At 61.7% G+C, this 12,515-nt stretch carries 10 protein-coding genes; 8 read left to right on the plus strand and 2 right to left on the minus strand.

Annotated features, from left to right (window positions below; genetic code table 11):
• Positions 1–47: 47 nt before the first annotated feature.
• Both K4A76_RS00445 and K4A76_RS00450 read left to right on the plus strand, forming a co-directional pair.
• Positions 48–836, plus strand: coding sequence for an N-acetylmuramoyl-L-alanine amidase (locus tag K4A76_RS00445; protein WP_029886308.1), 789 nt, complete (start codon positions 48–50; stop codon positions 834–836).
• Positions 837–972: 136 nt separating this feature from the next.
• Positions 973–2,574: an EAL domain-containing protein gene (locus tag K4A76_RS00450; protein WP_274411318.1), complete on the plus strand. Its 1,602-nt coding sequence runs from the start codon at positions 973–975 to the stop codon at positions 2,572–2,574.
• Positions 2,575–2,592: 18 nt separating this feature from the next.
• Here K4A76_RS00450 and K4A76_RS00455 read toward each other — a convergent pair whose 3' ends face one another.
• Together K4A76_RS00455 and algB are read right to left on the minus strand one after the other, a co-directional pair.
• Complete coding sequence (locus tag K4A76_RS00455; RefSeq protein WP_009683579.1) at positions 2,593–4,374, minus strand: KinB sensor domain-containing domain; 1,782 nt, start codon at positions 4,372–4,374, stop codon at positions 2,593–2,595.
• Entirely contained in the window at positions 4,371–5,717 is a 1,347-nt protein-coding gene (gene algB, locus K4A76_RS00460) for a sigma-54-dependent response regulator transcription factor AlgB (RefSeq protein ID WP_029885350.1), read from the minus strand. The genes K4A76_RS00455 and algB overlap by 4 nt, the downstream gene beginning before the upstream one ends.
• 210 nt (positions 5,718–5,927) lie before the next feature.
• Between algB and K4A76_RS00465 the strand changes: the two genes are divergently transcribed.
• From K4A76_RS00465 to K4A76_RS00490, 6 genes are all read left to right on the plus strand, one after another.
• A complete protein-coding gene (locus K4A76_RS00465) occupies positions 5,928–6,749 on the plus strand; it encodes a BON domain-containing protein (protein ID WP_144187334.1) in 822 nt (273 codons plus the stop codon).
• Between the two features lie 174 nt (positions 6,750–6,923).
• Positions 6,924–7,214, plus strand: a complete 291-nt coding sequence (locus K4A76_RS00470; RefSeq protein WP_029885352.1) for a hypothetical protein — start codon at positions 6,924–6,926, stop codon at positions 7,212–7,214.
• A gap of 41 nt (positions 7,215–7,255) precedes the next feature.
• A complete protein-coding gene (locus K4A76_RS00475; RefSeq protein WP_003252966.1) occupies positions 7,256–7,417 on the plus strand; it encodes a DUF1328 domain-containing protein in 162 nt (53 codons plus the stop codon).
• Between the two features lie 2 nt (positions 7,418–7,419).
• A complete protein-coding gene (locus tag K4A76_RS00480; protein WP_274411319.1) occupies positions 7,420–7,890 on the plus strand; it encodes an inhibitor of vertebrate lysozyme family protein in 471 nt (156 codons plus the stop codon).
• A 746-nt stretch (positions 7,891–8,636) separates the two neighbouring features.
• Complete coding sequence (gltP, locus tag K4A76_RS00485; protein WP_009683574.1) at positions 8,637–9,965, plus strand: glutamate/aspartate:proton symporter GltP; 1,329 nt, start codon at positions 8,637–8,639, stop codon at positions 9,963–9,965.
• 132 nt (positions 9,966–10,097) lie between these two features.
• Positions 10,098–11,327: a nucleoside recognition domain-containing protein gene (locus K4A76_RS00490; RefSeq protein ID WP_274411320.1), complete on the plus strand. Its 1,230-nt coding sequence runs from the start codon at positions 10,098–10,100 to the stop codon at positions 11,325–11,327.
• The last annotated feature ends 1,188 nt before the right edge of the window (positions 11,328–12,515 follow it).

Genomic DNA, 12,515 nt, shown 5'->3' on the forward strand with positions numbered 1-12,515 from the left:
CTGGCGAGCACGTTATACTGTAGCGCTCTTACGCCGAGGCCTCCGACGTGCTTTCCACGCTGAAAAAAACCCTGATCACCTTTCTGCTGTTCACCGTCGCCGGTTGCTCCACGGGCCTGCGCATCGACCGCAGCCACCCTTCGGCGAACCAGGACAACCGTATCCAGTTCGTTGTTTTGCATTACACCAATGCCTCGCTGGAACGCTCGCTGGCATTGCTCACCCACGGTGAGGTCAGTAGCCATTACCTGATTGGTGATGGCCCGGCGACGGTGTACCAGTTGGTGGACGAGAGCCGTCGCGCCTGGCATGCCGGTGACAGCCAGTGGCAGGGGCGCACATGGCTGAATTCGTCGTCCATCGGCATCGAAATCGTCAACCCAGGCTTTGCCGATACACCCAACGGGCGGGTCTGGTACCCCTACAGCGAGGCGCAGATCCAGGCGCTGATCGCGTTGCTCAAGGACATCGTCAAACGTAACAATATCGAGCCCCGGCATATCATAGGCCACAGCGATATCGCCCCATTGCGCAAGCTTGACCCGGGCCCTTTGTTCCCGTGGAAACGCCTGGCCGATGCTGGGTTGGGGGTCTGGCCAGATGCCAACGCCGTGGCGCAGCAACAAGCGTACTTCAACGTCAACCCGCCCAGCGTTGGCTGGTATCAGCAGGAGCTGGCGCGGTTTGGTTATCAGATCGAGCAAACAGGCGTGCTCGATGTAGCCACCCGGCATGTCATCGCTGCCTTCCAGATGCGCTTCCGCCCGCAACGTTTCGACGGCATGCCCGATGCGCAGACGGCGGCCATGCTGCAGGTGCTCAACCGGACCCGTTGACTGTCACCAGGCCGCGCGCGGTGACAGGGGCGTTGGCCGTGCTGGCCGGGGCCTGGCATGGGCAAGCGAAGCGCTAAACGGCGCAGGTGATTATTGATTCAGTTGCTATACCTTAGTTATCAACTGGATGCCGTCCATGTCGTCTGCCATTGGCTTGCTGCGTCAAATTTTCTACCGTCCCTGGATGCTCGCCACGCTGGCAGCACTGGCCAGCGCCGCCCTGTTGCTTTCTGCCAGCATCGGCATCGCCCTGCAGCAGCTGAAACAGAGCGAAACCGAGCAGATGAATGCCCAGGGCGAGCGTTTTCTCGAGCGCCTGGAGCAGGTGTTCGGCCAGCTGCGCGAGGGCGTCGACCTGTTGCAGGCACAGCCGCTGCGTGGATGCAGCCCGGCCATGTTGGCGGCCTTGCAGCAGGTGGGCTTGAGTTCGCGCTTCATTTACGAAGCGGCCTACGTGGACGGCAATGTCGCCTGCTCGAACCGGGGTAACGAGCGCGCGTTCGTGCCCTTGCGGCCGCCGGACATCAAGGGGCCGGTCTACAGCTACTGGCTCAACACCACCACCGAGCCGAACGAGAACCTTGCCGCGCTGATGCTCGGCCGGGGCAGGTTCCTGGTCTCGACCTCACGTGGGCACCTGACCGATGTGGTCGACCTGCCACCGGGTGGCAGCCTGGTGGTAGTACTCGACAACGGTGCCCGCGCCATTCCGGTGCTGGGCCCGCCACCGGTATGGCCGCCGCCCTCGGCCTGGTCGAATAGCCACAAGTCGCTGCTCGAACTCAGTGACCGCCTGATCTACCGCATGCCAACCAAGTCGCCTGACTACCAACTGGTGCTGATCGCCCCGCGTGTCAGCTTGCCCCTGCGCATGAACGGCATGCTCTGGCTGTTGTTCCCGGGTAGCGTATTGGCCGCCTGCTTCATCGGCTGGCTGGTGTTGCAGCTGATCTTGCAGCGGCGCTCGATGAGCTCAGAGCTGCAGGGTGCACTGCGCCGTGGCGAGCTGCAGGTGTTCTACCAACCGATCATCGAGCTTGGCAGCCGGCGTTGTGTGGGCGCCGAGGCCCTGGTGCGCTGGCGCCGCCCGGACGGTACCTTGACCAGCCCCGACCTGTTCATACCGCTGGCGGAAGACACCGGGCAGATCCGCCAGATCACGGACTTCGTGCTGCAACGTGTGCTTGAACAACTTGGGCCGTTGCTGCGTTCGCACCCCAACCTTTATATCTCGATCAACCTGGCGGCTTGCGATGTGATGGAGCCGCGCATCGGCCGAGTATCGGCGCGCCTGCTGGCGTTGCACCGGGTGGCGCCCAGCCAGATTGCCTTCGAGGTGACCGAGCGGGGTTTGATCGACGTGGTAGTGGCCCGCGAAAATCTGCAGGCACTGCGCGCCGCAGGGCATCAGGTGCTGATCGACGATTTTGGTACTGGCTATTGCAGCCTGGCTTACCTGCAGACGTTGCCGGTGGACTGCCTGAAGATCGACAAGGCGTTCATAGACGCTCTTGGCCATGATGCCGCCAGCAGTGGCGTTGCCCCACACATCATTCGCATGGCCCACGACCTCCACCTGCGGGTGATTGCCGAAGGTATCGAGAGTGAGGACCAAGCGGCGCTGTTGAGCGGTGAAGGGGTCAACTACGGCCAGGGCTGGCTGTTTGCCCGGCCGTTGACGGCCAGGCAGTTTGCCCAGATGGTCACACGCGGGCATCAGCCGCGACGACCCGCGTAGGGTGTAGGCACGCGTGCGTCAGACTGGCAATGCCATATAGAACTGCGTGCCCTGCCCCGGCCGCGAAAACACGCCCATGCGCCCGCCATGCAGTTGCACGATCTCCTTGCACAGCGCCAAGCCCAGCCCCGCCCCACCTTTTTTGCGGCCAACCTGCACGAAGGGCTCGAAAATGCGCCCTTGCTGGCCGTAGGCGATGCCTTCGCCGTTATCCTCGACACTGATGATCACCCGCTCCGCATGGCGGCGGGCGTGCAAGCGGATGCGCCCGCCCTTGGGGGTATGGCGGATGGCGTTGTGCAGCAGGTTGTCCAGCACCCGATCGAGTTGCGCGGGGTCGGCCTGGATGCGCGGCAGTGGCTGCTCCAGGTCGCTGACCAACTCGATCTGCTTGTGCGCAGCCTGGTCGGCAACCCGCAGTTGTGCCCGCTCCACCAGCTCGTCGATGGCACAGGGAGCCAGCTCCAGTTTCTGTAGCCCGCTTTGATAACGCGAGAAGTTGAGCAGGTCGTTGATCAGTTGGGTAAGGCGCTGCATTTCTTCGCCGATGGTTTCCAGCAAGTCATTCTCCCGCGCTTCTGGCGGGAACTTGACGCGCTCGCGCAACAGGCCGAAGGCCATGTGCATGCCGGTAACGGGCGTACGCAACTCATGGGAGGCGCGCAGCACGAATTCACTGCGCACACGTTCGAAGGCGCGCTGCTCGGTTACGTCGTGCAGCACCATCACTGCGCCAAGAATCGGCCCCTGCGGGTGGCTGACCGGGGTCAGGCTGTAGGTAAGCAGGCGCGATTCTTCATCCACCTCCATGTTCAGATCGTCTGGTGGCCGGTCCAGGCTGCCGCCCCGCAGCACTTGGCGCAGCTGCTGTTCCAGCTCTGGCCGTTGCAACGCTTCGGCAAGGCTGCTGCCTACCCGGCTGTCATTCCAGCCCAGCTGGCGCTGGGCTACCGGGTTGAGGTGTTCCAGCCGGCCCTGGCGGTCGATGATCAACAGGCCATCGTCGATGCTGTCCAGCACCGCCTGCAAGCGTTGCTGGCCGGCCAGCAGCTCGTCGACGTTGGTGGCCTGGTGCTTGCGCAAGGCATCGGCCATCAAGCCGAAGCGGCGGGTGAGCTGGTTGAGTTCGGCCGCCTGGGTGACTGGCAGGGTGACGTCGAAATTGCCCTTGCCCAACTGGTCGGCTGCCGTGGCCAGCGCCTCGATCGGCTGGCCGAAGCGCCGGGCGATGTTGTGCGCACTGATAAAGCCGAGTACCAGCACCACCAGGCCCATCAAGCCCAGCACACCGCTGACCAGCAAGGCGCGGTCACGGCTGCGCTCCTCGCTGCGGGTAATCAGGTCCAGGGCCTGCCTGTGGGAGTCGATCAGGTCGGTGCGGACCTGATTGAATGCGGCGCCCAGCGGCTGGTCCACACCCATGCTGCGGGCAGGGGCCGGGCTGTCGCGGTAAGCCTGGAGGAAGGCCTGATAGTTGCTGTTGGCTTTGCTGAAACCGGTGCGCTCGCCGCCTTGCTCCAGCCCCTTGGCCAGAAGGGACTGGAAGTTGTCCTGCAGCGATCGCAGGTTTTCCGGGGCGGTGTCGTCATCCAGAATCAGGTTCAACTGCTCGCCAAGGTTCTGCCGCAGCTTGAGCCCCACCTCCAATGAGTGGGTGGTGTCGCGCACCAGTTGCTGTTGCATCGTGGCCATCTGCAGAACACTGACCAGGCCCAGCAGCAGACCGAGCAGCGCCACGGTGACCAGTGCCGAGATACTGAGGAAAAGCCGCGTGCGCAGCTTCATGGGTGGCCATTTCATAAGTTGTATTGCTTGCGTTTGCGGTACAGGGTGGAGGCGTCGATGCCCAAGGTCTTCGCGGCCTGGTCCAGGGTGTCGCTGGCGGCCAGTACGGCACCGATGTGCGCACGCTCCAACTCGTCGAGGCTAAGCGCGGCGCCAACGCGTGGGGCGTTGCCAGCCGGCTGCTCACCCATGCCCAGGTGGCTGATTTCTACCCGCTCTTGCGGGCATATGATGCTGGCTCTTTCCACTACGTTGCGCAATTCGCGAATGTTGCCGGGCCAGCGGTAGTTGAGCAGCGCCGCGCGGGCTTCTTCGCTGAAGCCGCGTGCTGGCCGCGAGTACTCCTTGACGAAGCGGGCGAGGAAGCGGTCGGCGAGGGTCAGAATGTCCTCGCTGCGCTCGCGCAGGGGCGGCAGGTGCAGGGTGATGACGTTCAGGCGGTAGAGCAGGTCTTCGCGGAAGCGGCTTTCGCGCACCATCTCTTCTAGGTTGAGGTTGGTGGCAGCCAGGATGCGCACGTCCGCCCGGCGGGTAACCGGGTCACCCACGCGCTCGTATTCCTTGTCCTGAATAAAACGCAGCAGCTTGGGCTGCAAGGTCAGTGGGAAGTCGCCGATCTCGTCGAGGAACAGCGTGCCGCCGTCAGCCTGGCTCACCCGCCCAAGCGTGCTTTCACTGGCGCCGGTGAAGGCGCCGCGGGTATGGCCGAACAGCTCGCTCTCCATCAGCTCCGCATTCAGCGACGGGCAGTTGATGGTCACACAGGCTTTGCGTGCACGCTTGCTCCAGCCATGAATGGCGCGGGCCAGCTCGCCCTTGCCGGTGCCGGACTCGCCGAGGATGAGGATGTTGGCGTCAGTGGTAGCGACCTGGCGGGCGGTTTCCAGCACGGCCATCATCGCCGGGCTGTGCGAGTCGAGGCCGTCCTTGGGTTTACGCACCTCACCTTCCAGCGCTTCGAGGCGGGCCGAGAGTTGCCGCACTTCCAGTTGCTTGGCGGTGGCCAGGCGCAGTTGGTCTGGGCTGCAGGGCTTGACCAGATAGTCGGCGGCACCCGCCTGGATGGCGTCCACTGCCGTGTCGATTGCCGAGTGCGCGGTAACGATCACCACGCGCATCCAGGGCGCCTGAATGCGCATCTGCGCCAGTACATCAAGCCCGTTGTCCTCACCCAGGCGCAAATCCAGGAAGCACAGGTCGAACACCTGGCGCTGCAGCAGGCTCTCTGCCTGGGCGGCGCTATTGGCGGTGGCCACGCTGTAGCCCTCGTCCTCCAGGCAATAGCGGAAAGTGCGCAGGATCGCGGACTCGTCATCCACCAGCAGAATGCGGCCTTGGTTGTCCTGGGCTGATTCCATTTCCTGCGCTCCTTAAGGGTAGATCTTTATTTAGTGTGGGAAAAATCGGGCAAGTTGCATGGTCAATTCTGAAGGATTCTGTCCTTTGCATGCTAGCCAATGGCTAAACGACGCCTTCAGGCCCCATTTCCCGGTGCTTTGCTTAGAGGCATAGGGTGGCACATTGGTTGCGATGATTTTCAGCTTTTGCCTACAGAAGGAGGTAACGCCATGACCTTTGCCCTACGCAGCGCTGTGTTAGCAGCCGCTTTGCTTCCCGTGTTCACCCCCGCTCTCGCGGACCCCGTGCATGACGCCCGGCTTGAAGGGGCGCTGCAAACGGCGTTGTCGCTGAACCGCATGCTCAACCCGTTCCGTATCAAAGTCGAGGTAGACGGCAAACAGGCGCGGCTTTCCGGCGAGGTAGAAAACGAGGTGGAGCGCCGGTTGGCCGAAGACGTGGCCTTGGCTACCCGAGGTGTCGAGCAGGTCGATAACCAGCTGCAGGTCAACGCTGAACTGGTCGAGCGCCCGCTCGAGCTGCGGGCCTATGCCCAGCGCCTGGAGGACGCCACCCTGGCAGCGGTGATCCGTGCGCGGTTGCTGTGGAGCCGTACCACCGAGAAGGCTGCAATCGAAGTGCAAAGCAGCGAGGGCGTGGTGACCTTGCGGGGTAAAGTCGACAGCGCCGAGGCCAAGGAGCTGGCGGGCGTGGTGGCGCGCACTACCGATGGCGTGCACCTGGTGAACAATCTTGTCAGCCTCGACAGCGCTGCCATGGCCAAAGCGCGGGAAACCGCTGTGGGAACACCAAGCGGCCCGCAGCCAAGCGACCCCTGGATCATCGACAAGATCCAGAGTAGCTACCGCTACAGCCGCAACCTTGATGGGCTGAACCTTAAAGTGGCCAGTGAAGAGGGCATGGTGCGGTTGTCCGGTGAAGTGGTCAGTGCGGAGCAAAAAACCATCGCAGTGGAAATAGCCCGGCAGATCATTGGCGTGCGGGGGGTGGATGCCGATCTGCTGAAGGTCGCGACCAAGGTCGAAGGCTGATCGTGCAATTCGCACGACCCCAGCATGGCCATCGTGCAGGATACGTCCTGACACGCCCGCGGCTAAATGGTTAAGTTATTGTTTTTAAAGGATTTTTATTTATTTATAAGGCTGGCATGCAGGCTGCTATTACCTGTTCAGGTTTGAACAAAAATTACAGCAGGAGGAGCCGGCATGAATCGCCAGTCCGTCAACCACTCGCAAGTCGCCACCCTGTCACTGCGCCACCTGGTGTCGGTAGGGATCGCACTGGTTTTGACCTTGGCTGCCGGCCTCTTCTACTACAGCTGGCAAACAGCGCGTCTGGCCGACCAGGTGGCTGCACAGACCGCGCTGCTGAGCCAGATCCAGTCGACCCGGGCCAACAGTTTCGTCAAGGCGGCGGACCCGTTGCCCTCCCAGGGCAAGGCGGCGTCGCCGGCCACTCTGGAACACGTCGTGCCTCAAGACCGCTGGGTGTTCTAAGGCGGACCGTTTGAAGTTCTGAAAAAGAAAGGAGAAACACCATGCTGAGCTGGGCTATCACTTTCCTCATCATCGCCATTGTCGCTGCCGTTCTGGGCTTCGGTGGTATCGCCGGCGCTGCTACAGGTATTGCGAAGATCCTGTTCATTGTCTTCCTGGTCCTGTTTGTAGCCTCCTTCTTCTTTGGACGGGGTCGAGGTTGACAATGAGCAGGAAGCTACACACTGCCCTGGCTGCTGCCCTGCTGATGGGTAGCAGTGCAGCGGCACTGGCTGCCAATGATGGCCAGGTCCGTGCCAACCAGCTGCTGGGTTCGGACCCGGAATACCGGGAAACCTGGCAGGACACGATCAAAGGCGAGGAGCGCCTGCCCGATTGGGTGGTCAATCTCACTGGCAGCTCGGAGCAGCAAATGTCTGCTGTTACGGAAGATGGCGACAAGTACTTGGTCGGCCCCCTGTGCGAGGCCCAGGACAAGTGCACCTACAAGCGCCTGATCGTTGCGTTCAGCTGGGACAAGGATGATGCCTACGGCATGCTCGTGGAGGTGCCTGAAGGCTTGCCCAAGGACAAGTCGCCAACCCGGCATGCGCAGTACCGCTGGCTGGGCAAGCCGGATGACGGCATGAAGTCGATGCTGCAGGAGCAGCTCAAACGTGACCCGAATTGGTACTGAGCCGTGGTTGCCAGTGCTGGTGAGTGGTCACCCACTGACACGAAATAGAAGCTGAACCTTTGTAGCGTTCAGCCTTCTATGATGCGCCGCCCCGAGGAGGGGTTGCACATGACCAAGGGGCCGGGCTGTTCTGGTTGAGACATGATCGGAGTGGCCTAGGGGTACAGGGAGTGCCTCCAGCGTTGGGCCGGGTCAGGAACGGCGGAATCGGAAGCTTCAGGTCGGCGGTATCGCTGGGATACCCAAGCCGACCTGACTTCCGAGGAGCCACGTAGGAAACGCCTCTTTCCTTGCGCGTTTTCTTCCCCGAGACACATTTTGTCTCGACCGTACATCAAATTTTTTCCCTCCGCATCGACTCCCTCACAAGTGGCATTTCGGCCATTCGGATTGTCGAACACGACATATTTGTCGCTTCTTTTGAGAGTGCCAGATCCGCCTGAATATGGCTGTCTCGTCTTGTTCGGGATTCCGAACGTTATAAATCAATGACTTGCAAACCTACCTCGTCGGTCGAAAACGGTATGCATAACCTGCATGGGGTATGCGTTTCCGGCATTAGATTTCCCCCCCTGCCATCGCAATAGTTGCCGCCTTTTTCGCTGGCCAGGGCGCCCTGTCGCTCGCCTGCGGTGTCCTTACATAACGTCGCCGGACAGAAACCGTTATTGCGTGTGACTTGGCCAAGGGCTCTGTCACGCCTGTTTCCACCCGGTGTCATGACCACTAGAACAAAGGGTAAAGACATGAAGAAGGCAAAACTGAGCCTCGCCTGGCAGATCGTCATCGGTCTGGTGCTGGGTGTTGCAATCGGCGCGCTGCTGAACCACTTCAGTGCAGAAAAGGCCTGGTGGATCAGTAACGTCCTCCAGCCCGCCGGTGACATCTTCATTCGCCTGATCAAGATGATCGTCGTCCCGATCGTGATTTCGTCGCTGATCGTGGGTATCGCCGGGGTTGGCGATGCGAAGAAACTGGGCAGCATTGGCCTGAAGACCATCATCTACTTCGAGGTGGTGACCACGATCGCCATCGTCGTCGGCCTGGTGCTGGCAAACCTGTTCCACCCCGGTGCCGGTATCGACATGAGCACGCTGGGTACCGTGGATATTTCCAAGTATCAGGCGACCGCGGCCGAAGTGCAGCATGAGCACGCCTTCATCGAGACCCTGCTCAACCTGATCCCGTCGAACATCTTCGCAGCGCTGATGCGCGGCGAAATGCTGCCGATCATCTTCTTCTCGGTCATGTTCGGGCTGGGGCTGTCGAGCCTGCAGGCAGAGCTGCGCGACCCGCTGGTACGTACCTTCCAGGCCGTATCGGAAACCATGTTCAAGGTCACCCACATGATCATGAACTACGCGCCGATCGGTGTGTTCGCCCTGATCGCCGTGACTGTCGCCAACTTCGGCTTCAGCTCGCTGCTGCCGCTGGCCAAGCTGGTGCTGCTGGTATACTTCGCCATTGCCTTCTTCGCCTTCATGGTACTGGGCCTGGTGGCTCGCCTGTTTGGCTTCTCGGTGATCAAGATCATGCGCATCATGAAAGATGAGCTGATTCTGGCCTACTCCACTTCCAGTTCGGAAACCGTGCTGCCACGGGTGATCGAGAAAATGGAGAAGTACGGTGCACCGAAGTCGATCTGCTCGTTCGTGGTACCGACCGGCTACTCCTTCAACCTCGATGGTTCGACCCTGTACCAGAGCATTGCGGCGATCTTCATTGCCCAGCTGTACGGTATCGACCTGTCGTGGAGCCAGCAGCTGCTGCTGGTGCTGACCCTGATGGTCACGTCCAAGGGTATTGCTGGTGTGCCGGGCGTTTCGTTCGTGGTACTGCTGGCCACCCTCGGCAGCGTGGGCATTCCGCTGGAAGGCCTGGCCTTCATCGCCGGCGTCGACCGCATCATGGACATGGCCCGCACCGCGCTGAACGTGATCGGCAACGCCCTGGCGGCATTGGTCATCTCGCGCTGGGAAGGCATGTATGATGCGGCCAAGGGCGAGCAGTACTACGCCTCGCTCATGGCTGACAAACAGCAAACTGCGGTGGTTGGCGAAGCGGCCAAGCGCTGAGTTCATACCCCGCTGGACAAAAAGCCCCGACCCGTCGGGGCTTTTTGTTGTCTGTGATGTTGCGCGGCCGCGGTCTGCAGCCTTGCGCCCCGATACGCTATCATTCGGGCACTTTTCTGGGGGAACACACGGATGCTCAATGGCCTTTGGCTCGGCTTTTTCCTGGTGGCGGCGGTGTCCGCCCTGGCCCAATGGCTGATAGGCGGCAACGCGGGCATTTTTGCGGCCATGGTCGAGAGCATCTTTGCCATGGCCAAGCTCTCGGTCGAGGTGATGGTGCTGCTGTTTGGCACTCTGACCCTGTGGCTGGGCTTTCTCAAAATTGCCGAAAAGGCCGGCATCGTCGAGTGGCTGGCCAAGGTACTGGGCCCGTTGTTTGCGCGCTTGATGCCGGAAGTACCACCCGGCCACCCGGCACTGGGCCTGATCACCATGAACTTCGCGGCCAACGGCCTGGGGCTGGACAACGCCGCCACACCGATTGGCCTCAAAGCCATGCGCGCGTTGCAGGAGCTGAACCCCAGCAGCACCACGGCGAGCAACGCGCAGATCCTGTTCCTGGTGCTCAACGCCTCTTCGTTGACCCTGCTGCCTGTGACCATCTTCATGTACCGCGCCCAGCAAGGCGCGCCCGACCCGACCATGGTGTTCCTGCCGATCCTGCTGGCCACCAGTGTCTCGACCCTGGTCGGGCTGTTGTCGGTGGCCGTCATGCAACGCCTGCGTTTGTGGGACCCGGTCGTACTTGCCTACTTCGTCCCCGGTGCGCTGCTGCTGGGTGGCTTCATGGCCTTCCTGGGCACATTGTCGGCAGCGGCACTGGCCAGCTTGTCGTCGATCCTAGGTAACTTGACGCTGTTTGGCGTGATCCTGCTGTTCGTGGTGATCGGTGCGTTGCGGCAGGTGAAGGTGTACGAAGCCTTTGTCGAGGGCGCCAAAGAGGGCTTTGACGTCGCCAAGAACCTGCTGCCCTACCTGGTGGCCATGCTGGTGGCTGTGGGCGTGCTGAGAGCCTCGGGCGCGCTGGAATTGGCGTTGGACGGTATTCGCCATGCGGTCAACTGGCTGGGCCTGGACACGCGCTTCGTCGAAGGCCTGCCGACAGCGTTGGTCAAGCCGTTCTCCGGGAGCGCGGCGCGGGCAATGCTGATCGAGACCATGCAGAGCCAAGGGGTGGACAGCTTCCCTGCCCTGGTGGCGGCAACCATCCAGGGCAGTACCGAGACGACTTTCTATGTGCTGGCGGTGTATTTTGGCGCGGTGGGCATCCAGCGTGTGCGGCATGCGGTGGGGTGTGCGCTGCTGGCTGAGTTCTCTGGTGTAGTGGCAGCCATCTGCGTGTGTTACTGGTTCTTTGCCTGAACGATCTGCAGGCCTGCACCGCATCAGGCTGCAAGGGCGCCGGGGGTAAACGCGTATCGGCGTCTCGACACTGCCCGTCGTAGGAGCGGGTTCACCCGCGAATAGGCCGGGCCTGCTGGCAGCTATCTCCTAGCTATTCACCGTCGCATCTGCCACCGCATTCGCGGGTAAACCCGCTCCTACACGATGATGGCCACATATCAATGGCTTGCGCCGTCCGTTGTAGGAGCGGGTTCACCCGCGAATAGGCCGGGCCTGCTGGCAGCTATCTCCTGGCTATTCACCGTCGCATCTGCCACCGCATTCGCGGATAAACCCGCTCCTACACGATGATGGCCACATATCAATGACTTGCGCCGTCCGTCGTAGGAGCGGGTTCACCCGCGAATAGGCCGGGCCTGCTGGCAGCTATCTCCTGGCTATTCACCGTCGCATCTGCCACCGCATTCGCGGGTAAACCCGCTCCTACACGATGATGGCCACATCTCAATGACTTGCGCCGTCCGTCGTAGGAGCGGGTTCACCCGCGAATAGGCCGGGCCTGCTGGCAGCTGTCTCCTGGCTATTCACCGTCGCATCTGCCACCGCATTCGCGGGTAAACCCGCTCCTACACGATGATGGCCACATATCAATGGCTTACGCCGCCCGTCGTAGGAGCGGGTTCACCCGCGAATAGGCCGGGCCTGCTGGCAGCTGTCTCCTGGCTATTCACCGTCGCATCTGCCACCGCATTCGCGGGTAAACCCGCTCCTACACGATGATGGCCACATATCAATGGCTTGCGCCGTCCGTTGTAGGAGCGGGTTCACCCGCGAATAGGCCGGGCCTGCTGGCAGCTGTCTCTTGGCTATTCACCGTCGCATCTGCCACCGCATTCGCGGGTAAACCCGCTCCTACACGATGATGGCCACATATCAATGGCTTGCGCCGTCCGTTGTAGGAGCGGGTTCACCCGCGAATAGGCCGGGCCTGCTGGCAGCTGTCTCCTGGCTATTCACCGTCGCATCTGCCACCGCATTCGCGGGTAAACCCGCTCCTACACGATGATGGCCACATATCAATGGCTTGCGCCGTCCGTTGTAGGAGCGGGTTCACCCGCGAATAGGCCGGGCCTGCTGGCAGCTGTCTCCTGGCTATTCACCGTCGCATCTGCCACCGCATTCGCGGGTAAACCCGCTCCTACACGA

The organism is Pseudomonas sp. NEEL19, assembly GCF_028751975.1.
Classification (GTDB): Bacteria; Pseudomonadota; Gammaproteobacteria; order Pseudomonadales; family Pseudomonadaceae; genus Aquipseudomonas; species Aquipseudomonas juntendi.